Annotated in this window: 18 protein-coding genes; 7 read left to right on the top strand and 11 right to left on the bottom strand. The window is 64.8% G+C overall.

Translation table 11 applies throughout. The features are described from left to right. Positions 1-8: 8 nt before the first annotated feature. The gene (lptG, locus tag J2R80_RS30870; protein ID WP_028335173.1) at positions 9-1,106 is read right to left on the bottom strand and encodes an LPS export ABC transporter permease LptG; all 1,098 of its coding nucleotides are present in this window, start codon (positions 1,104-1,106) and stop codon (positions 9-11) included. Further along, complete coding sequence (gene lptF, locus J2R80_RS30865; protein WP_141340449.1) at positions 1,103-2,269, bottom strand: LPS export ABC transporter permease LptF; 1,167 nt, start codon at positions 2,267-2,269, stop codon at positions 1,103-1,105. Before lptF ends, lptG begins: the two co-directional genes overlap by 4 nt. A 370-nt stretch (positions 2,270-2,639) precedes the next feature. On the opposite strand from lptF, the gene J2R80_RS30860 reads away from it, so the two are divergent. The 3 genes from J2R80_RS30860 to J2R80_RS30850 all read left to right on the top strand — a co-directional run bounded on the left by J2R80_RS30860 (position 2,640) and on the right by J2R80_RS30850 (position 5,266). Next, positions 2,640-4,142, top strand: a complete 1,503-nt coding sequence (locus J2R80_RS30860) for a leucyl aminopeptidase (RefSeq protein ID WP_141340450.1) — start codon at positions 2,640-2,642, stop codon at positions 4,140-4,142. Positions 4,143-4,157: 15 nt separating this feature from the next. Then, positions 4,158-4,610: a DNA polymerase III subunit chi gene (locus J2R80_RS30855; RefSeq protein ID WP_028335176.1), complete on the top strand. Its 453-nt coding sequence runs from the start codon at positions 4,158-4,160 to the stop codon at positions 4,608-4,610. A gap of 101 nt (positions 4,611-4,711) precedes the next feature. Further along, positions 4,712-5,266: a hypothetical protein gene (locus tag J2R80_RS30850; RefSeq protein WP_083715152.1), complete on the top strand. Its 555-nt coding sequence runs from the start codon at positions 4,712-4,714 to the stop codon at positions 5,264-5,266. 269 nt (positions 5,267-5,535) lie between these two features. On the opposite strand, the gene J2R80_RS30845 is transcribed toward J2R80_RS30850, so the two are convergent. The 3 genes from J2R80_RS30845 to J2R80_RS30835 all read right to left on the bottom strand — a co-directional run bounded on the left by J2R80_RS30845 (position 5,536) and on the right by J2R80_RS30835 (position 8,162). Further along, positions 5,536-7,398, bottom strand: coding sequence for an ABC-F family ATP-binding cassette domain-containing protein (locus J2R80_RS30845; protein WP_141340451.1), 1,863 nt, complete (start codon positions 7,396-7,398; stop codon positions 5,536-5,538). Positions 7,399-7,505: 107 nt separating this feature from the next. Next, on the bottom strand, positions 7,506-7,688 hold the full coding sequence (locus J2R80_RS30840; protein WP_038377182.1) for a hypothetical protein: 183 nt from the start codon (positions 7,686-7,688) through the stop codon (positions 7,506-7,508). A gap of 210 nt (positions 7,689-7,898) precedes the next feature. Continuing rightward, positions 7,899-8,162: a hypothetical protein gene (locus tag J2R80_RS30835; RefSeq protein WP_018271306.1), complete on the bottom strand. Its 264-nt coding sequence runs from the start codon at positions 8,160-8,162 to the stop codon at positions 7,899-7,901. A 346-nt stretch (positions 8,163-8,508) separates the two neighbouring features. Here J2R80_RS30835 and ndk point away from each other — a divergent pair, with 346 nt between their 5' ends. Next, positions 8,509-8,931, top strand: coding sequence for a nucleoside-diphosphate kinase (ndk, locus tag J2R80_RS30830; protein ID WP_016847423.1), 423 nt, complete (start codon positions 8,509-8,511; stop codon positions 8,929-8,931). Between the two features lie 112 nt (positions 8,932-9,043). Beyond that, positions 9,044-9,883, top strand: a complete 840-nt coding sequence (locus J2R80_RS30825) for a TerC family protein (protein WP_141340452.1) — start codon at positions 9,044-9,046, stop codon at positions 9,881-9,883. A 114-nt stretch (positions 9,884-9,997) separates the two neighbouring features. On the opposite strand, the gene ppx is transcribed toward J2R80_RS30825, so the two are convergent. From ppx to J2R80_RS30805, 4 genes are all read right to left on the bottom strand, one after another. Continuing rightward, complete coding sequence (gene ppx / locus J2R80_RS30820; RefSeq protein ID WP_057019891.1) at positions 9,998-11,500, bottom strand: exopolyphosphatase; 1,503 nt, start codon at positions 11,498-11,500, stop codon at positions 9,998-10,000. A 12-nt stretch (positions 11,501-11,512) separates the two neighbouring features. Then, a complete protein-coding gene (locus J2R80_RS30815) occupies positions 11,513-13,717 on the bottom strand; it encodes an RNA degradosome polyphosphate kinase (RefSeq protein WP_076831991.1) in 2,205 nt (734 codons plus the stop codon). Positions 13,718-13,848: 131 nt separating this feature from the next. After that, positions 13,849-14,526, bottom strand: coding sequence for a DnaA ATPase domain-containing protein (locus tag J2R80_RS30810; RefSeq protein WP_253639917.1), 678 nt, complete (start codon positions 14,524-14,526; stop codon positions 13,849-13,851). A gap of 87 nt (positions 14,527-14,613) precedes the next feature. Beyond that, on the bottom strand, positions 14,614-15,156 hold the full coding sequence (locus tag J2R80_RS30805) for a CDP-alcohol phosphatidyltransferase family protein (RefSeq protein ID WP_028332358.1): 543 nt from the start codon (positions 15,154-15,156) through the stop codon (positions 14,614-14,616). A 160-nt stretch (positions 15,157-15,316) separates the two neighbouring features. Here J2R80_RS30805 and purM point away from each other — a divergent pair, with 160 nt between their 5' ends. Next, positions 15,317-16,390, top strand: coding sequence for a phosphoribosylformylglycinamidine cyclo-ligase (gene purM, locus J2R80_RS30800; protein WP_141340454.1), 1,074 nt, complete (start codon positions 15,317-15,319; stop codon positions 16,388-16,390). Beyond that, a complete protein-coding gene (gene purN / locus J2R80_RS30795; protein WP_229190833.1) occupies positions 16,387-17,037 on the top strand; it encodes a phosphoribosylglycinamide formyltransferase in 651 nt (216 codons plus the stop codon). The genes purM and purN overlap by 4 nt, the downstream gene beginning before the upstream one ends. Positions 17,038-17,114: 77 nt before the next feature. On the opposite strand, the gene J2R80_RS30790 is transcribed toward purN, so the two are convergent. Next, positions 17,115-17,318: a cold-shock protein gene (locus J2R80_RS30790; protein ID WP_016847412.1), complete on the bottom strand. Its 204-nt coding sequence runs from the start codon at positions 17,316-17,318 to the stop codon at positions 17,115-17,117. Positions 17,319-17,674: 356 nt separating this feature from the next. After that, positions 17,675-18,823: a ribonuclease D gene (gene rnd / locus J2R80_RS30785; RefSeq protein ID WP_141340456.1), complete on the bottom strand. Its 1,149-nt coding sequence runs from the start codon at positions 18,821-18,823 to the stop codon at positions 17,675-17,677. Positions 18,824-19,808 lie beyond the last annotated feature (985 nt).

The raw sequence follows: 19,808 nt of genomic DNA, 5'->3' as shown, positions 1-19,808 counted from the left end.
GATAGCCACTACCCGTCCTCCTGGTACAGCAAGGCTAAGAAACCGGTGAGGCTGCCCACAACGACAGGCAACCACGCCGCAGCGATGGGATGCATCAACTCAGCCTTGCTCAAATCTTCAGTTACTTTCGACAGCACGTAGAGCAGAAAGCCTGCGCCCACGCCACTCAAAACCATCTTCTGCACGCCGCCCATCCGAAAGAAGCGGAGGCTCACAGAAGCCGCCAACATCACCATCGCAGCCAGCAAAAACGGCTGTGCGATGAGCTTGTGATACTGCAAGCGATAGCCGGCCGTCGCGAACCCTGAGCTCTCCGACGAACGGATGTAGTTCGGCAGTTGCCAAAAGGACACAGTTTCCGGGGTGGAGAAACTGTTGCGCACCTGTGCCGGGGTAAGGGTGGTGGTCAGGTAGAAGGTGTCCTGATCCACCGGAGGCTTATCGAGGGTGAATCGGCGCACGCCCTTGAACACCCAACGGCCGTCTTCGAGCGCCGCTTCGCGCGCTTCGATTCGCTCCTTGAACTGGAGCGCCGTATCGAATCGGAACACGGTGAGGCCGGTCAGCCGGACGCCCTGCTGCTCGCTGCGGGCCGCATTGATTATCGCCTGACCCTCGTCGTTGATCTGGTTCAGCCAAAAGCCGGACGCGTCCTGAATGCCGCCGCCGGGCGCCGAGCCGAACAGCTCGGCTTCCATCCGTTTGGACAGCTCGCGCAGATTGGCCGATACCGGATTGTAGGCGGTGGTCGCGAAGATGCCGAGCATGATCGCACTGGCCAGCGCCGGCGAGATGAATTGCCAGGCCGAGACGCCGGCAGCGCGCGCCACGACGAGCTCCAGCCGACGCGACAAAGCGAGGTAGCAGGTCATGGCGCCGATCAGCACGCAGAACGGCATCAGCTTCTCGAGCAGCTGCGGCACCCGGAATAGCGAAGTCTCCGCGACCGTGATCGCGGAGGCCGAGACGAGGCCCGACGTCTTGCGCACCATCTCGATGTAATCGACCAGCACGAGCAGCACGAAGATGCCCGCGAACACGCCCACCGCCGCGACCACGAAGCGGCCGGCGAAATAACGCCCGAGCGTGTTCGTGACCATGCTCATGCGGTTGCCGGCCTCCGGAAGAGGCGCGCAACGCGCTCGTTATTCCTGTTGATCGCTTCCATCAGCCGCGGCGGCGGTTCGACGACCACGCCGCCGACGATCATCCAGATGCCGATGCCGATGCCGCCGAACAGCATCAGATACTGCACCAGCGCCGCGAGCGGCGTCTTCACCGCCATAACCGAGCAGGCGAACCCGACCATGCGCAGGCCGAACACCGCGAATACCGAGCCGCCGATCGAGAAATTGCGGCTCTGGCGCGTGGTGCGCGGCGCGCCGAGGAAGGCGAAGGTAAGGGCAGCGAACGCAAACGGATAGATCGGCGCCATGAAGCGATCATGCAGCTCCGCGAAGAACTGGCCCGACAGCTGCTGATAGGTCTTGTCTTCCTCGTCCGGCCACATCAGCTCCCAGAGATAGCGCTCGCGAATCCCGAGCGTGACGTCGCGGCCCTGCGAGAATTTCGACATGTCAAAGGCGTAACGGGCGAACGCGACCAGCGCCGGATCACGCTTGCCAACCTCGAACCGTTGCAGATTGCCGTCATAGAGCACGAGGTACGAGCCTCGGTCGGTCTTCTGCACGGTGCCGTGGTCGGCGATGATGGTGACGCGCTCCTGCGGATCGCGGCGATCGTCGACGAAGACGCCGCCGAGCACGCCGCCGGGCAGGCGCTCGCGGATCCGGATCGTCAAGTTCTGGTCGAGCTGGGCGAAGCGGCCGGGCTGCAGGATGTTGGTCAGCACGTCGGCGGTGATCTCGGCGTCCCACTGCTTGATTCGGCGCATGCCGTCGGGGGCGAGATAGGCGCCGATGAAGGCGACCAGCGCCGCCACCACGCAGGTGGCAAGGAAGAACGGCCGGAACAGCCGGATCGGTGAGAAGCCCGCCGCGTTCATGACGATGATTTCGGAATCGGTCGCGAGCTTGTTCAGCGTATGGGAGATCGCGATCATCAGCGCGATCGGGGCGATGATCAGCACCAGGGCGGGAATCACGAGACCGGTGATGCCAAGGAAGGTGAGGATGGTCTGACCCTGGCTGGTCATCAGATCGATGCCGCGCAGCGCTTGCGTAATCCAGATCACGCCGGTGAGGCTGACCAGGACAAGCGCAAACGACGCCAGCGTCGTTTTAAAGATGTACTTGTCGATCGACCCCATCGCTACCGCACGACCCCCCAGGCCCCCTGCACGCAACCAAACGCACGGCTCTCGACCATCCCCGTCAACCCGGGTTCCCCTATGGTCGAGCCGCGGACCCGTCCGGCTCACTCTCTAGTCACTCTCTCACTACCATCCCTTTGATCCGTCAACAAAATGGCCGGGCCAAGGCACGCTTAATTTATGGTTAATTAATCGCTTTTGTGGCCTTCCGGCCACTCCGGCGCTTGGCAGCGGCGCAGCCGGCAGGTCATAGTGTATGACAAGCCCGGTCCGGACTGGTTCCGGACCGCCATCGCAATGCTCACCCCGCGTGCCGGAAGGACCGCCTCAGGTCCGAGCAACACCCTGAGTTCTGGAGGATTTTCCTATGTCCGACGCCGTCAAGGTCGGCTTTGTTCCGATCTCCGCGTCCGCTCGCGGTATTCTGGTGGTCTTTTGCGACGACCAATTGAAGCTGGGAGCCGCCACCCGGAAGGCGCTGGGAGTTGCCGCCGAGACGGTCAAGCGGGCCGCGGCCGCCAACCAGTTCAAGGGCAAGAGTGGGGCGGTCCTCGACATCCTGGCGCCGGAGGGAATCAAGGTCGAGCGGCTGATCGTGATCGGCACCGGCAAGGCGGCCGACCTCAAGGAGAAGGATTTTCTCAAGTTTGGCGGCGTGGCGGCCGGCAAGCTCAATGCCGGCAGCGGTTCGATGACCGTGGTCGCGGAACTGCCCGAAGCCGCGATGGCCGCCGGCCAGGCCGCCGCGATCGCCACCGGCATCCGTCTGCGCGCCTACAAGTTCGACCGCTACAAGACCAAGAAGAAAGACGGCGAGGACGGCGCCCTGCGGGCCGACGTCTCGATCGCCGTCGACGATGTTGCCGCCGCCAGGAAGGCCTACGCGCCTGAAGCGTCCGTCGTCGACGGTGTGTATTTGGCGCGTGAGCTCGTCAACGAGCCGCCGAACGTGCTGTATCCCGAGGAATTCGCACGCCGCGCCAGCCAGCTTCGCAAGCTCGGCGTCAGCGTCGAGGTGCTCGACGTCAAGGCGATGACCAAGCTCGGCATGGGCGCGCTGCTCGGCGTCGCGCAGGGATCGGCGCGACCCGGCCGCACCGTGATCATGCGCTGGAACGGCGGCAAGAAGAGCGAGGCGCCGGTCGCGTTCGTCGGCAAGGGCGTCTGCTTCGACACCGGCGGTATCTCCATCAAGTCGGCCGGCGGCATGGAGGATATGAAGGGTGACATGGGCGGTGCGGCCTGCGTGGTCGGGCTGATGCACGCGCTGGCGGCGCGCAAGGCCCGCGTCAATGCGGTCGGTGCCATCGGCCTTGTCGAGAACATGCCCGACGGCAATGCGCAGCGTCCGGGAGACATCGTCACCTCAATGTCCGGCCAGACCATCGAAATCATCAACACCGACGCCGAGGGACGCCTCGTGCTCGCCGACGTGCTCTGGTACGTCGCCAAGAAGTTCAAGCCGAAATTCATGGTCGATCTGGCCACGCTGACCGGCGCGATCATGGTCGCGCTCGGCACCGATCACGCCGGCATGTTCTCCAACAATGACGAACTCGCCGAGCGCCTGGCCAGGGTCGGCCTCGAGACCGGCGAGAAGGTGTGGCGCATGCCGCTCGGTCCCGAATACGACAAGCAGATCGATTCGCAATTTGCCGACATGAAGAACACCGGCGGGCGCAACGGCGGCTCGATCACGGCAGCGCAATTCCTGCAGCGTTTCGTCGACGGCACGCCGTGGGCGCATCTCGACATCGCCGGCACCGCGATGGGCGCGCCGAAGACCGAGATCAATCAGAGCTGGGGTTCGGGTTATGGAGTCCGGCTGCTCGAGCGGCTGGTCTCCGACTATTATGAAGCCAGGAAATAGAGTGTCGGCCGGCGCATGACCGAGGTTCTGTTCTACCACCTGCAGAACATGACGCTGGAGAGCGTGCTGCCGCCGCTGCTCGAGAAGTCGCTCGAGCGCGGCTGGCGCGTGGTCGTGCAATCGACGTCACAGGAGCGTGCCGAGACGCTCGACGCGCATCTGTGGACCTACAGCGACGATTCGTTCCTGCCGCACGCGACTTCGCGCGTTGCCGACGCGCAGGACCAGCCGATCATCCTGTCGATCGAGGAGGGCAACCCGAATCGGGCCAATGTCCGCTTCTTGGTCGACAATGCGGCGCTGCCGGCCGACTGCGACAGCTACGAGCGGGTGGTCCTCGTGTTCAACGGCGACGACCCCGACGCGGTGGCCTCGGCCAGGGAAAGCTGGACCGCTTGCAAGGCGCGCGGCTTCGAGGTCACCTATTGGCAGACCGACGAGCGGGGACGCTGGCAGCGGCGCCAATAGCGATAGCTACTAATTAATGATAATTCGACGTTTCTTGGGGCGGGCCACGGTCATGCCGCAAAGTGATGTTCGGACAAGCCCTTAGGTAAGGGGTAGGAGCTTTGTCGATCGTGCGGGACGGAACATTCAGTCGGAAGTCGCTGCTGGCGTTGCTGGTGCTTGCACCGGGACTTGCCGGCTGTTCGGGCGCCGGATCCGACTTGTTTTCGCGCGATGCGGAATGGTTCTCGCGTCCCGGGCGGGTGTTCATCCGCAACATCTCGATCGAATCGCCGCCACTGACGCCGGACAAGCCGGTGACGAACGACGATCTCGTCAGTGCCGACGGCAGCTGTCCAGGCATGGCACCGCCGCCGGGCGCCACCGATGCCAACGCACAGGCCGGCGGTGCACCACCGCCGCAGCCAACGGGCGGCAGCGTTGCACTCGGCCACACTGAATGCGACGTCGTGCGCGGCATCGGCGCGCCCGACAGCGTCAACCTGTCCAGCGCTCCGGGCGGCGGGCGCGTTGCGGTCGTGACCTGGTCGCGCGGCGCGCGCGCCGGCATCTACACCTTTACCTCGGGGCGCCTGTCGTCCGTCGAGCGCGGCCCGGATCCCGTGCCCGAGCCGAAGCAGGCGAAGCCGAAGAAGAAAAAGACCTCGCACGGCTAGAGCGTTTTCGCCGCAGCGGCAGGCCAATGCCTGCATGCGCGGGCATGATACCGGACGCGCGGACATCACACCGGATAGAATGAGAGCCTCGGCTCCCTCCACGGGTCGTCCCTGCCTAGTGCGCAATTGCGCACGGGAGCAGGGACCCATACGCCGCGGCGGATGTGGTTATGGGGACTCGTCGTTCGACGATCGTGCAGCAACGACCATCTGTGGTTATGGGTCCCTGCTTTCGCAGGGACGACATCGGATATGTGGCTCCGCCCGGTCTAACTCGCCGCTTCGTCGAGTTCGGCGCTGGCTTGCAGCCAGTCTTCCTCGGCGCGCTGTAGCGCGCTCTCGGCGCCGGCGCGCGCCTTGGTCAGTTGCGCGGCCTGCTTGGGGTCGCGGCTAAAAATATCGGGCAAGGCGAGTGCGGTATCGATCTTGGCGATGATGGCGTTGATGCGCTCGATCTCGGCCTCAGCTTGCGCGACCCGCTGCCTGGGTGAAGCACGCTTCTCATTGCGGATGCGCTCCGGCTTCGCGGCCTCCTTGACGCGCTCGCGCGAGGCCGGCCGGCCGTCATTGGCCGACAGGATCATGCGTCGATATTCGTCGAGATCGCCGTCATAGGCCGTGACGGTCTGGTTGGCCACGACCCACAGGCGGTCGGCGCAGGCCTCGATCAGATAGCGATCATGCGAGACCATGATGATGGCGCCGGGGAATTCGTTGATCGCCTCCGCGAGCGCCGCACGGCTGTCGATATCGAGGTGGTTGGTCGGCTCGTCCAGGATGATCATGTTCGGGCCGTAGAACGTGGCAAGCCCCAGCAGCAGCCGCGCCTTCTCGCCGCCCGACAGGCTCTTCACCAGCGTGTCGCCGGCCTTGCCGGAGAAGCCGATCGCGCCGACGCGGCCGCGCACCTTGCTCTCCGGCGCCTCCGGCATCAGCTTGCGGATGTGATCATAGGGCGAGCCGTCGAGATTGAGCTCGTCGACCTGGTGTTGGGCGAAATAGCCGACCGACAGCTTGTCGGCCCTCGTGATCCGGCCGGCAATCGGCGCGAGCTTGCCCGCCAGCAGCTTGACCAGCGTCGACTTGCCGTTGCCGTTGGCTCCTAACAGCGCGATGCGGTCGTCGGTATCGACGCGCAGCGTCACGCGATTGAGCACCGGCTTGCCGGGCTCGTAGCCGACCGAGACGTCATCGACCGCGATGATCGGCGGCGACAGCAGCTTCTCCGGCGCCGGGAACGAGATCTCATGAACATCCTGGGTCACCAGCGCGGTGATCGGCTTCATCCGCTCCAGCATCTTCACGCGCGACTGCGCCTGCCGCGCCTTCGAGGCCTTGGCCTTGAAGCGGTCGACGAAATCCTGCAGGCGCTTGCGCTCATCGGCCTGCCGCTTGGCGTGCTTGGCGTCGAGCAACTCGCGCGCGGCGCGCTGGTCCTCGAACGAGGAATAGGTGCCCTTGTAGAGCGTCAGCCGGCCGCGATCGAGGTGCAGGATCTGATCGACCGAGGTGTCCAGCAGGTCGCGGTCGTGGCTGATCACGATCACGGTGCGCGGATAGTTGGCGAGGTGGTTCTCGAGCCACAAGGTGCCTTCGAGATCGAGATAGTTGGTCGGCTCGTCCAGCAGCAGGAGGTCGGGCGCGGAGAACAGCGTCGCCGCCAGCGCCACGCGCATGCGCCAGCCGCCGGAAAATTCCGCGCACGGCCGCGCCTGGTCTGATGTCGAGAAGCCGAGGCCGGAGAGGATCGCCGCGGCACGGGCGGGCGCGGAATGGGCGTCGATGTCGACCAGCCGGGTCTGGATTTCGGCAATCCGGTGCGGATCGTGCGCCGTCTCGGCCTCGCGCAGCAGCGCGTCGCGCTCGAGATCGGCCTTCAGCACGACGTTGATCAGGCTTTCGGGCCCGTCGGGCGCTTCCTGCGCGAGGCTGCCGATACGCCAGCGCGGCGGCAGCGCGATGCTGCCGCTCTCGGTCGGGATGTCGCCCCGGATGGCGTGAAACAGCGTCGATTTGCCGACGCCGTTGCGGCCGACAAATCCGACGCGGGCTCCGGGTACAATTTGCACCGAACTGTGATCGATCAACAGCCGTCCGGCGATCCGGACCGAGATGTCAGTGATGGAGAGCATGCAGCGTTGTCACCGGACCCGCCGCCAAACGCAACCCCGTCTGTTCGTAAAATCTCTCCCGGAGCTGTTGCAAAAACGCAATTGGGCTGCTGGTCAGCCCTCAACATCTAATGGCGATCGCCTTCCCGTCGTTGCATCTCGTCGAGGAGTTGCTGCAGGCGAGACGAAAGTGCGGGCTCTGGCCGCATGCTTTGCTGAAGCCGTTCGCCTACGGCATCGCAGATGTAACGGCAGGTCTTGTGATCAATCTGATCGGCGTCCTTGTCGATCTTGCTCATTGTCATCGTCATGGCATGTCTCTTGGCGAGTTCCACCTCGCATGTTCGAGTAGCTCCTCGCCATGACAAGTCGCGACCCCGAATTTGGTTTCCGCGCCTTGCTCTCGCCTTGAGGTAGTGGGTCCCATATATGCCCGGGTTCCCCCGGCGGACCCGAAAAAAGCCCCGGCGCGAGGGCCGGGGCGAGAAGCAAGTCAGGGGAGCAGTCGTAGATTCGATGGATCAGTAGCAGCGGTTGACCAGGCGCCAGCGGGGCCCCCACGGGGTCGGCACCACGCGGCGCACGTAGCAGCCGCCGCCGTAGCCATAACCGCCGTAATAGGCCGGGCCGCCGACGATGACGCGCGGACCGCCCCACCAGCCGTGGTGCCATCCACCGTGCCAGCCGCCATGCCAACCACCCCACGCAGAAGCGGAGGTCGGGGCGAGCGCGGCGGCACCGAGCGAAACCGCGGCGACGGCGGCAAGCGAGAGTTTGCGTAACATGATCGTCTCCTCGAGGTATGGGCGCGCGCGACGCGCCCGCGGTGACATTTCCCGAGACGTCCTGTGAGGCTTGCGGATGGGGGGCCAGCAAGGCGTCCGATCGCTGCAGAGCCTATGTGACTTGAGCTGAACGGCAGCGGCACGGCGCTGACAGAATGGGTTCACCTAGGTGAAATCGCGGTAAGTTGGCCGAGCCGGCCGCTGTCCGGAGGGCGCCCTAACGACGGTTTTCGTCGTGAAAATGCGTCAAAACTAAAGGCTAACGCGTCACAGGGTCGCTTGCCGTTATCCCATCGCGCCGATATAAGCCCCGGCAACTCCCAGCCAAGTTTACAAGGACGAAATCATGGCGATTGAACGCACCTTTTCGATCATCAAACCCGACGCCACCGAGCGCAACCTGACCGGCGCGGTCAATGCGGTGATCGAGAAGGCGGGCCTGCGGGTCGTGGCGCAGAAGCGCATCCGCATGACCCGCGGCCAGGCCGAGACCTTCTACGCCGTCCACAAGGCGCGTCCGTTCTTCGGCGAGCTGGTCGACTTCATGACTTCGGGCCCGGTTGTGGTCCAGGTGCTGGAAGGCGAGGGCGCTATCCTGAAATATCGCGACGTGATGGGCGCGACCGACCCGTCGAAGGCCGCTGAAGGCACCATCCGCAAGCTCTATGCGAAGTCGATCGGCGAGAACTCGGTGCACGGTTCGGATGCGCCGGAGACCGCGGTGATCGAGATCGCGCAGTTCTTCGCCGGCAACGAGATCGTCGGCTGACACCGTATTGCTGAAAGTGGCGCGGTCTCCCGAGGAGACCGCGTCGAAGTAGAACCGGGGAGCGGCGGACGACCGCCGCCAGGGGCGGCCGCAAGGCCGAATAGGACTCGCTGTGGACTGGCTGTGGCAGATCTTTGATCCGGCGTACATCGGCGCGTTCTTCACCGAATTCAAGAACGAGATGGCGACGCCGACGTTCTGGGTCGCCGTCGGCAAGATCATCTGGATCAACGTCCTGCTGTCGGGCGACAACGCGCTCGTGATCGCGCTCGCCTGCCGCGGGCTCGCGCCGCGCCAGCGCCTGTGGGGCATGATTCTCGGCGCCGCCGCGGCGGTGCTGCTGCGCGTCATCTTCACCGGCATCGTCGCCAGCCTGATGGAGCTTCCCTATTTGAAGCTGGTCGGCGGGCTGGCGCTGATCGTGATTGCCGCCAAGCTGCTGGTGCCGGAGCAGGAGGACGAGGACAGCGTGCACGCGGCCTCGCATCTGTGGGCCGCGGTTCAGATCGTCGTCGTCGCCGACATCGTGATGAGCCTCGACAATGTGATCGCCGTGGCTGCCGCCGCTAATGGCAGCGTGCCGCTGCTGGTGCTCGGACTTGCGATCAGCGTTCCCCTGATCGTTGCCGGCGCGGCGCTGATCATGGCGCTGCTCACCAAGCTGCCGGTCCTGGTCTGGGCCGGTGCCGCGCTGCTCGGCTGGATCGCGGGTGACGTCATCGCGACCGATCCCGCCGTGTATCCGAAGCTGGACGCGCTGTTCGCCGGACCGCTCGGTACCAAGCTCGATTCCTGGCTGACGTCGGTCGGGATGTCGCCGCAATTCGCCCATGGCGGCAATGGCGGCGAGATCGCGCTCGCGGTGCTCGGCATCATCGTGGTGCTGGTCGTGGGGTCGATCTGGCGCCGCCACGCACTCCGCAAGGCCAAGCACGCCGCCAAGGCGGCGTGAGCCCTAAATCGCGATGCGATTGGGTCGAGCTCGTTGTTTGAGCATGATCTCCGCGCAAACGCATTCCGCGTTTGTCGCGAGGGAAAACCGCTTCGCACTTTTCCGGATCATGCCCTAGCGCCGCACGATCGAGCCGGCGCGCCCGACCAGCCGCGCCAATTGCTTGAAGCGGCTGCCGACGCGGTCGGCGACCAGATCCACCATCCGGTGCTCGAACACCAGCATCAGCTTGCGGCCCTGGGTGCGGAAATGGGTTGCCGGCAGCACGCCGGTGCGCGCCGCCGTGATCAGATGCGCGACGCGGAATGCGGCGCCGAGCACGCGGGCGCGCTCGTCCATCGCCGGCGTCACCAGCGCGCGGATCTGCGGCGGCGGCTCGTTTTCCTCGCTGAGCCCGGCGTAGCGATAGAACACCGAGAGCGCGACGAAGGCGCGGCCCTGATGCGTGATCGAGCCGAAATTGCCGTTCATGATCAGGCTGAGGGTTTCCTCGCCGCGATGATCGGGATGCACCCGCCAGCCGATGTCGGAGAGCAGGCAGGCGACGTGCCGCAGCCTGCGGTCTTCCTCGGTCTCGCGTAGCCTGACGACGCGCACCAGCCGGTCGGTCCACGCCGTCAGCTCCTGGGCGTGGCGGGCCGAGCGCGACAGCAATTCGTTGAGATTCTGCGCGGCGCAGAGCAGTCCGTCCTTGGCGCGTTCGGCCTGCGGCAGCATCTCGTAGAGCAGGCCCTCGCGTACGCCGAAGGTCGAGAACACGATGGTCTTCGGCTGGGCCACGCGGATGATGTATTCGAGCACGAGCGCGGCATAGGCCAATAGCGGCCGCCGCGCGTCGGCGACCGACTCGATATTGGCCAGCATGTTGGTGGCCGCCAGCCGTCGCAGCCGCTGCGCGAAGTCGAGGGCGTCGGCCGCCGGGATCGAATAGCCGTGCATCACCTTGAGCGGGTAGCCGCTCTGGATGATGTGAATGCGCGCCAGCGCACGCCAGGTGCCGCCGACGGCATAGAAGGTGCGGCCGCGGCCGGTCTTGAGCTGGGCGACGCCGAGCAGCTCGTTCTTGACGATGCGTTCGGCGCGCTTTAGCGATTTGTTGGAGAGGTCCTGCAGCGCGAGGCTGCCGAGCGGCAGCGTCACGCCGCTGCGCACGCGGCTGCCCTTGACATCGATCAGTTCAAGCGAGCCGCCGCCGAGATCGCCGACGATGCCGTTCGGATTGTGCACGCCCGAGACGACGCCGAGCGCGGATAGCTTCGCTTCACGCGGCCCGGTGAGGATCTCGATCTTGGCGCCGCAGATGCGCTCGGCCTTGGCGATGAAGTCCGGACCGTTCTTGGCGTCGCGGCAGGCCGCGGTCGCGATCGCGTAGACGCGGCCGACTTGCTGGATCCTGCACAGCGCACGAAAACGGCGCAGCGCGGTGAGCGCCTTGTTGACGGCATCGGTTGCGAGCAGGCCGGTGCTCTGCACCTCGCGCCCGAGCCCGCACAGCGCCTTCTCGTTGAAGATTGTGATGAGGCTGCGCGCCATCGCCTCGTAGACCACGAGACGAACCGAGTTCGAGCCGATATCGATGACAGCGACGCTGGAAGCGCGCTTCCGCGGCCGCTTCACCGTAAGGCCCCCTTAAGACGATGGCTGCTGACGCTCGTTGCGACGCGTGAGACGGCGCGGTGAAGATTCCTTGAGAGACTTACCACGGCCGGACAGACTCGGATTTGTCATAAAGTAGTCATGCAGATTGAAGGGCTCTTCGCCTTTCGCGGCCTTCATACGCGTTGACGACCCATCCGGCAACAATTGCCAGCTTTGCTCGGTGTCCTTCAGGTTCGCGACCATGATCTGTTCGAGAACCTGCTGATGCACCGTGGGATTTTGCAGCGGACAGAGAACCTCGACGCGGCGGTCGAGGTTTCGCGGCATCATGTCAGCGGACGAGATATACACAGCAGCTTTTGTGCTCGGCAGGCCCTGACCCATGCCGAAGCAATAGATTCGGCCGTGTTCCAGGAACCGGCCGATCACCGATTTGACGCGGATGTTCTCCGACAGTCCCGGCAGCCCCGGCCGCAGGCAGCAGATGCCGCGCACCACGAGCTCGACCGAGACGCCGGCCTGCGAGGCCTCGTACAGCGCGTCGATGATATCAGGGTCGACCAGCGCATTCATCTTCATCCAGACCGCGCCGGGCCGGCCGTGCTTGACGTGGGCGATCTCGCCGTGGATGTGCTCGATGATCCGCTTGCGCAGCGTCAGCGGCGACACCGCCATCTTCTCGATGTCGCTCGGCTCGGCATAGCCGGTGATGTAGTTGAAGACCCGCGCGACGTCGCGGCCGATGATCGGATCCGAAGTGAAGTAGGAGAGGTCGGTGTAGATGCGCGCGGTGACCGGGTGATAGTTGCCGGTGCCGGTGTGCACATAGGTCGTGAGATTGCCGCCCTCGCGGCGCACCACCATCGACAGCTTGGCATGCGTCTTCAATTCGATGAAGCCGTAGACCACCTGCACGCCGGCGCGTTCGAGGTCGCGGGCCCAGCGGATATTGGCTTCCTCGTCGAAGCGCGCCTTCAGCTCGATCAGCGCGGTCACCGACTTGCCGGCCTCGGCGGCTTCCGCCAGCGCGCGCACGATCGGCGAATTGTTCGAGGTGCGATAGAGTGTCTGCTTGATCGCGACCACGTCGGGATCGCGTGCCGCCTGCTGCAGGAACTGCACCACGACGTCGAAGGATTCGTAGGGGTGATGGACCACGAGGTCCTTCTGGCGGATGGCGGCGAAGATATCGCCGCCATGATCGCGCACCCGCTCGGGGTGGCGCGGCACATAGGGCGGGAATTCGAGGTCGGGGCGATTGAGGCGGGTGAGCTGCGACAGCTCGTTCATCGCCAGCACGCCGTCGACCAGGATCACTTCGTCGTCTGCGGCCGACAAGGCGTGCTGCACGAAGATGCGCAGCTCCTCTGGCATCGTGGCCTCGATCTCGAGCCGGATCACCGACCCGCGGCGTCGCCGCTTGAGCGCGGTCTCGAACAGGCGAACGAGGTCTTCGGCCTCTTCCTCGATTTCGAGTTCGGAGTCTCTGATGATGCGGAATGCGCCTTGGCCCTTGACGGTGTAGCCGGGGAACAGGCGGCCGATGAAGAGACCGGTGGCCTGCTCCAGCGTGATCAGCCGCGCCGGCGCGCCTTCCTTGGTGGAGGGGATGCGGATGAAGCGGTCGATCTTGCCGGGCATGCGGATCAGCGCGTTCATCGCCTTGCCGTCGGAGATCCGCGACAATTGCAGCGCCACCGTGAAGCCGAGATTCGGGATGAACGGGAAGGGATGCGCCGGGTCGATCGCCAGCGGCGTCAGCAGCGGGAAGATGCTGTGGAGGAAGTGATCCTCAATCCAGCTGCGCTCGGACTTGGTGACGTCGCGGCCGTCGACCAGCTGGATGCCGACCTTGGCCAGGATATCCCGCAGGTCGCTCCAGATCGCCTGCTGGTCGGAGGCGAGCTGCGAGACGGTCTTGTTGATCATCACGAGCTGATCGGCCGGCAGCAGGCCGTCCGGGCTGCGCTCGGTAATGCCCTCGCGGACCTGCGCCTTGATGCCGGCGACACGGACCATGAAGAACTCGTCGAGGTTATTCGCCGAAATCGACAGGAAGCGGACCCGCTCCAGCACGGGATGGCCGAGATTGACCGATTCCTCGAGCACCCGCCGGTTGAAGTGCAGCCAGGAGAGCTCCCGGTTGATGAAGCGTTCGGGGCTGGTCGCGATTGCGGGAATGGCGGGAAATTCCGCCTCTTTTTCTTTGATTTCAGTAGCTTGTGCCGAGTCCATAAAGTGCTGGTCCAATTCAGGGCAGGGGCCGGGGCGGTGTAGCCGAGAGCCGCAGAGACCATGTGATATTGCGATGACGTTTCGATGACATTGATGTTCCGCTCGCCTGCGCCGTCAAGCCGCGGGATGGATCAGGCGTCGCGCAACAGCTCCGCCGCCAGCGCCCGCGTGACGGGACGGCCGAGCCGGAGTGCCTCGGTATCCAGGAGCTCGACCGCCTGCCGGACGGCAACGTAGGAACGCTCGATCCGGTTGCTCAGATAGCTGACCAGCGGTTCGTCCACGCTCATCTGGCGGTCGGCGCAGAACTTGACGATCAGGCCGCGGAACAGCTGGTCGTCCGGCGGCAGCAGCGTCACGGTCGGCACCGCGCGGAGCCGCGACCGCAGGTCGCGCAATTCGATCTCGAACGCCGAGGGCGGAATGCGCGCCGTGATCAGCACGTAGGCATCGTCCTGGCGCGCCAGATTTAAAAGATGAAACAGCGCGCGCTCGTCGAAATCCGCCGGCCTCAGGTCTTCGACGACGAGCGCACCGGTCGCAAGCGCGGTCGGCACCGTGTCGGCGGTCAGCGCATGCGCCGCGGTCGAGCGCGCGCCGGCGCTCTCGGCCCAGATCGCGGCGAGGTGGCTTTTGCCGGAGCCGTCAGGCCCGACCAGCAGCATGATTCGGTTTGGCCAGTCCGGCCAGCCGTCGATCAGCGCCAGCGCCGCCTCATTGGCAGGGCCCTCAAGGAAATCGTCGCGGGTCAGCTTCTCCTCGTGCGGCAGGGCCAAGGCCAATTGACGAGGTTGAACGCTACTGGCCACGCAGGTCTCCAAACCACTTTATCTAGCTATGCGTAAACGCGTTGCGTTTGTCGCGGGAAAACCGGCTTCCACTTTTCCGGATCCCGCCTACCGAGCTTCGATCGTGCTCATGTGCCGCACCCACTCCACGAGATAGAGGGACACCGAACCCAAAGTAAAGATCGTGACCAGGCCCATCAGGATCAGGTCGTAAGGGTGCGGCTGAAAGCCGAAGCCGAGCGAGGCCAGCACCAGCGCTGCGAACGCGACCTGCGCCACCGTGTTCAGCTTCGACACCATCAGCGGCTTCATCTCGACCGGCTTGTCGAACAACCATGACACAATCACGGCGGAGACGATCATGATGTCGCGTGACACCACGAGAATCACGATCCAGCGCGGCACCGCGCCCCAGATTCCGAGCGCGACATAGATCGACACCAGGAGCGCCTTGTCGGCGAGCGGATCGAGCAGGGCGCCGAGCTCGCTCGTCATGTTGAAGCGCTTGGCGAGGAAACCGTCGACCGCGTCCGAGACGCCGGCGATCACGAAGATCGCGAACGCAATCTCCATCTGGCTGGACACGATGGCCCAGACGATCACCGGCACCAGGATGATGCGGCCCAGGGTGATGATGTTCGGAATGCTCAACTTGGATCGCTTCCCGGCTAGAAGCCTGATTTTACTCGATATCCGGCTCTTTTGCGCAGCCGCCTTGTGTTATCTACATAGTATCGCGGCAGCAGCGCCGCGAGCCATTGCGCGGGGGCGGAATTCCTCGTAACCAGCCCCTGATCATCTGGAATTGGGCATGACCGAGCGCAAAAACGGGCTCACTTACGCGGATTCGGGTGTCGATATCGACGCCGGCAATCGACTGGTCGATCTGATCAAGCCGATGGTGCGGGCCACCGCGCGGCCTGGCGCGGACGCCGAGATCGGCGGTTTCGGCGGGCTGTTCGACCTCAAGGCCGCCGGCTTCAAGGATCCGGTCCTGGTGGCCGCGACCGATGGCGTCGGCACCAAGCTGAAGATCGCGATCGAGACCGGCATTCATGGCGGTATCGGCATCGATCTGGTCGCGATGTCGGTCAACGACCTCGTCGTGCAGGGCGCGGAACCGCTGTTCTTCCTCGACTATTTCGCCTGCGGCAAGCTGCACCCGGAGGCCACCGCGCAGATCGTCGCTGGTATCGCCGAGGGCTGCCGCGAATCCGGCTGCGCGCTGATCGGCGGCGAAACCGCCGAGATGCCCGGCCTCTACAAGGATGGCGATTACGACCTCGGCGGCTTTGCGGTCGGCGCGGCCGAGCGCGGCACGCTGCTGCCGACCGCGGATATCGCGGCGGGCGATGCCGTGATCGGGCTGGCTTCCTCCGGCGTGCACTCCAACGGCTATTCGCTGGTGCGTAAGATCGTCGAGCAGTCCGGCGTTGCCTATGACGCGCCGGCGCCGTTCGCGCCGGTCATGACGCTTGGCGCAGCGCTGCTGACGCCGACCAGGCTCTATGTGAAATCCTGCCTGCGCGCGATCCGCGACACCGGCGCGGTGAAGGGGCTCGCCCACATCACCGGCGGCGGCTTCACCGACAACATTCCGCGCGTGCTGCCGAAGCATCTCGGCGTCGGCATCGATCTGGCGCGGCTGCCGGTGCTCCCGGTGTTCAAATGGCTGGCCGAGCAGGGCGGCATCGCCGAACTCGAACTGCTGCGCACCTTCAACTGCGGCATCGGCATGATCGCGATCGTCAAGGCTGATGCGGTCGACGCCGTGACCGAGGCGTTCACCGCCGGCGGCGAGACCGTGACGCTGCTCGGCGAGGTGATCGAGGCCAAAGGCGAGCATCGCGTGGTCTATAACGGTCATCTCGATCTCTCGCGATGAAGCGCCGCGTCGCCATCCTGATCTCCGGCCGCGGCTCCAACATGGCCGCGCTGATCGAGGCTGCGAAGGCTGAGGATTTCCCGGCCGAGATCGTGGCCGTGATCTCGAACCGTGCCGATGCCGCCGGGCTCGAGAAGGCGGCCGCGAGCGGCATTGCGACCATCGTCATCGAGAGCAAGCCGTTCGGCAAGGACCGCGCCGGCTTCGAGGCCGTGCTGCAGCGGGCGCTCGACGACAGGCAGGTCGAGTTGATCTGCCTCGGCGGCTTCATGCGGCTGTTCACCGCCGAGTTCGCGCGGCACTGGTACGGGCGGATGCTCAACATCCATCCCTCGCTGCTGCCTTGCTTTCCGGGTCTCGATCCGCACGGCCAGGCGTTGCGTGCAGGGGTCAAGCTGTCCGGAGCGACGGTGCATTTCGTGATCCCGGAGACCGACGCCGGACCGATCGTGATGCAGGGCGCGGTCACGGTCGCTGACGACGACACGGCCGAGACGCTCGCCGCGCGCGTGATCACCATCGAGCATCGCATCTATCCGGAGGCGCTGCGGCTGCTGGCGAGCGGCCGGCTCGAGCTGGAAGGCGATCTCTGCAAGACCCTGGGCAGCGGCGCAACCGACCATACCCTGATCGCGCCGGCGCCTTAGCGCGCGGTTGCAGGAGACATCCCCCGGGGTGATGCGGCCGGGGGAGGCATCAGGATGAATTCCGCTGGCAGCGGCGTTCAGTGAACCTTGAGGTTCTCTGCCGACGCCTTGCCGCGGTTCTCCACCAGCTCGTACTCGACGGACTGGTTCTCGTTCAATGTGCTGAGGCCCGCGCGCTCGACCGCCGAGATGTGGACGAACACGTCCTTGTCGCCGACGGCTGGCTTGATGAACCCGTAACCTTTGGTCGGGTTGAACCATTTGACGGTACCCTTCGGCATCGTCTCTCTCCCAGTTTAGACATAAAAAAGACGCGGCCACGTTTTCCACGTGCCACGCCACAAGCGGACTTTGCGCTGTCTGTTCACTTCCCGGGTCGTCAGATCCAAAGTCTTCAAGTCCGAAGTTTCGCCTCTCGAGGCCCTGTACATCGAAGCCTTGGATATCAACGTCGCGAAACGCACAGTCGAACGGCCGCAAATCCGATTGTGAACGGATTGCAACACGAAAATTGCGCCTTAGCAAGCGCGGTGGTTTTGCGTGACGCAACCTCAGCCTGTGCCGGTCGAACTCCGGGGCAACACGTTCGGCCACTGGCCGACTGCCGGTGGAACCTGGCGGGCACTAGGCGGACGCGCTAACCCCGGTCCACCCGCACCACGCGGCCCTTGTCGATCGCCAGCGCAAGCTGGCCGTGCTTGAGCTTGAGCGCGGCCTCGCCGAACAGTTCGCGGCGCCAGCCGTGCAGGGCGCCGACCTCGGCCTGATCGCTGGCCGCGATCTGCTCGAGGTCGTCGACGGTGGCGATCACCTTGCTGGCGACGCCGTGGCGCTCCGAGGTCATGCGCAGCAGCACCTTCAACAGCTCGACGGTCGCCGCGCCGTTGGAATTGTTTCTCGGCTTCTCCAGCTTGGGCAGCATGGCCTGGTCGCGGGCGAGCCCGCGCTGCACGGCGGCAATGATGTCAGCGCCCCATTTCGAGCGCTCAAAGCCCTTCGGCAGCGAGCGCAGATTGCCGAGCTTCTCCAGCGAGGTCGGCGCATGGGTGGCGATATCGCCGACCGCATCGTCCTTGAGCACGCGCGAGCGCGGCACGTCGCGGCTCTGCGCCTCCTGCTCGCGCCAGGCCGCGACCTCGATCAGCACCGCGAGCTCGCGCGGCTTACGCACGCGGGTCTTGAGCCGCTCCCAAGCGCGCTCGGGATGGAAGTCGTAGGTCTTCGGCGAGGTCAGGACCTCCATCTCCTCGCTGACCCAGTCACTACGGTCGCGCTTCTTCAGATCGGCATCGAGGGCTGCGAACACTTCGCGCAGATGCGTCACGTCGGAGACGGCGTAGTGGAGCTGCTCGTCGGTCAGCGGGCGGCGCGACCAGTCGGTGAAGCGGTGGGTCTTGTCGGGGCGGTGGCCGGTGACGCGGTCGACGAGCTGGTCATAGGCGATGCTGTCGCCATAGCCGAGCACCATGGCGGCGACCTGGGTGTCGAAGATCGGATGCGGGATCGTGCCGGAGAGGTGCCAGACGATTTCGATGTCCTGCCGCGCGGCGTGGAATACCTTGAGCACGGCCTCGTTCGACATCAGGTCGAAGAACGGCTTGAGGTCGATGCCGGGTGCCAGCGCGTCGACCACGACGGCTTCGTCCGCGCTCGCCATCTGCACGACGCAGAGCAGCGGATAGTAGGTCGTCTCCCGCAGGAACTCGGTGTCGACAGTGATGGCCTTGTGTTTGGCGAGCCGGTCGCAGGCGGCGGCGAGGTCGGAGGTCGTGCTAATCAAATCCATGAAGTGTCCATAACGGCTTGACCACACGCGTTCTGCCGAAAGGGCAGCTATGTCAAGGGTCTTGCAGGGATTTTGGCCCTGCGCGGGGTGAGGGACGGGCCATTTTTGAATTGATTGGGCGTGATTCGAGGGTGTTTTCGGCCCGGTCGTGCCGGCAGTTCGTCGGTCGTCCGCCACCTTCGGTGTCACCGCCCGGCTTGACCGGGCATGACGATCGGGGGCTGAGCGCCACAGGCGATAGCCCGCTGTCGCCGGGGCGCACGACCAAAATATCGAAAACAACCCCATGCAAAGGAGCCGACAGCTAGCGGTGTTCGACACGGCAACTTGACACGTCGGGCAAATCAGCGATATTTTTCCATTATTCCGAAGTCATGCGCCGCCACGCTTGGGGCTGTGACATTTGCGGACTTCTGCAACCGACCCTCATGGTGAGGAGGCGCACCGCGCCGTCATTGCGTCCCCACTTGCGGCTTTGATCGCCCGGCTCGACCGGTTGAATCCGCCCAGTATTCCAGAGACAGTTGTGCTCGAACCGAGAGGCGGCGGCGTACTGGATCGCCCGCTTTCGCGGACGATGACAGTCGTAGTGGGGACGCGCCGCTGCGGGAGCTTGCGCCGTCGGGATGGCGATTTGGGTCAACCGGAGTGCTGAGCTTTCTCGGGGCCGGCTTGCCTGGCCGATCATGGGTGCCGTATTCTGCCAAAGCAACCTGAAGTCGATGACCAACGAGGAGCCGCTATCGTGATCGCGACGCAGCCCCGGGGCTGTCACCAGCGAGCTGTTTCAAATCGCCTCTGAAGTCCCGGAACAGCGCCGCGATGCAGTGCTCGATAGCATCAACAGCATCATCGACACGAATTGGCTGACGGAGGGAAAAGTTCTGGTCCCGCGAACACTCTCCGTTCAAGCCCGACCACGGCATTGTCCTGCTCCACCACGGCGGTGAATGCGTGGCTTACCTCATCATTCAGCGCCTCGCCG

It is taken from the genome of Bradyrhizobium sp. USDA 4541 (assembly GCF_024171085.1).
Lineage (GTDB): Bacteria > Pseudomonadota > Alphaproteobacteria > Rhizobiales > Xanthobacteraceae > Bradyrhizobium > Bradyrhizobium australafricanum.
This window is presented reverse-complemented; position numbering and strand designations above follow the sequence as displayed.

Coding starts and splice junctions, on each gene's coding strand:
- lptG (WP_028335173.1), bottom strand. CDS start 1,106: ATGAGCATGGTCACGAACACGCTCGGGCGTTATTTCGCCGGCCGCTTC.
- lptF (WP_141340449.1), bottom strand. CDS start 2,269: ATGGGGTCGATCGACAAGTACATCTTTAAAACGACGCTGGCGTCGTTT.
- J2R80_RS30860 (WP_141340450.1), top strand. CDS start 2,640: ATGTCCGACGCCGTCAAGGTCGGCTTTGTTCCGATCTCCGCGTCCGCT.
- J2R80_RS30855 (WP_028335176.1), top strand. CDS start 4,158: ATGACCGAGGTTCTGTTCTACCACCTGCAGAACATGACGCTGGAGAGC.
- J2R80_RS30845 (WP_141340451.1), bottom strand. CDS start 7,398: ATGCTCTCCATCACTGACATCTCGGTCCGGATCGCCGGACGGCTGTTG.
- J2R80_RS30840 (WP_038377182.1), bottom strand. CDS start 7,688: ATGACGATGACAATGAGCAAGATCGACAAGGACGCCGATCAGATTGAT.
- J2R80_RS30835 (WP_018271306.1), bottom strand. CDS start 8,162: ATGTTACGCAAACTCTCGCTTGCCGCCGTCGCCGCGGTTTCGCTCGGT.
- ndk (WP_016847423.1), top strand. CDS start 8,509: ATGGCGATTGAACGCACCTTTTCGATCATCAAACCCGACGCCACCGAG.
- J2R80_RS30815 (WP_076831991.1), bottom strand. CDS start 13,717: ATGGACTCGGCACAAGCTACTGAAATCAAAGAAAAAGAGGCGGAATTT.
- purM (WP_141340454.1), top strand. CDS start 15,317: ATGACCGAGCGCAAAAACGGGCTCACTTACGCGGATTCGGGTGTCGAT.
- purN (WP_229190833.1), top strand. CDS start 16,387: ATGAAGCGCCGCGTCGCCATCCTGATCTCCGGCCGCGGCTCCAACATG.
- J2R80_RS30790 (WP_016847412.1), bottom strand. CDS start 17,318: ATGCCGAAGGGTACCGTCAAATGGTTCAACCCGACCAAAGGTTACGGG.
- rnd (WP_141340456.1), bottom strand. CDS start 18,823: ATGGATTTGATTAGCACGACCTCCGACCTCGCCGCCGCCTGCGACCGG.